We start from the raw sequence: 462 nt of genomic DNA, 5'->3' as shown, positions 1-462 counted from the left end.
CGCCCGCACGGCGCCTCATCGCGGACGCGGGCCCGTCAGCTCCGCCGCGACGTCGAGCAGCCCGTCGACCATGCCGCCGATCCAACTGCGCCGGCGCACATAGGCGGTCGTCAGCGAGACCTCGGCGGCGGCCGGCCCGTCTGCGCTGAGCCAGACGCGCTCGCCGCGCGGCACGTGCAGCACGTCGCCGGGCTTCAGCCAGTAATCGTCGACGCTGAACGAACGCGTAAGCCAGACGCGCGCGCCCAGCACGCGGATTTCCGGGTGACTGCGCGCGTGCCACGTCATCATCGCGCGCGGCTCGAGCGCGAAGTGGAGCGTCATGCGCGGCAACTGGATCGCGTCGTCGCCTTCGCGCCGCGTCGGATCGGGATGAAACAACAGCCGGCTTGCCTCGTCCATCGTCTTCTCCTGAATAGAGCCGGCGGAAGGAGCGCAGTGCAACGAAAAAGGCCCCAACCG

At 70.1% G+C, this 462-nt stretch carries 1 protein-coding gene; it reads right to left on the bottom strand.

Annotation, left to right across the window (positions count from 1 at the left end):
• Nucleotides 1-15: 15 nt before the first annotated feature.
• Nucleotides 16-462 (bottom strand): DUF2917 domain-containing protein (locus tag J5M67_RS28360; protein WP_207888666.1); only part of this gene is annotated, 447 nt, incomplete at its 5' end.

The sequence above is a fragment of the Pseudomonas sp. 30_B genome (assembly GCF_017491605.1).
Taxonomy (GTDB): Bacteria; Pseudomonadota; Gammaproteobacteria; order Pseudomonadales; family Pseudomonadaceae; genus Pseudomonas.
This window is presented reverse-complemented; position numbering and strand designations above follow the sequence as displayed.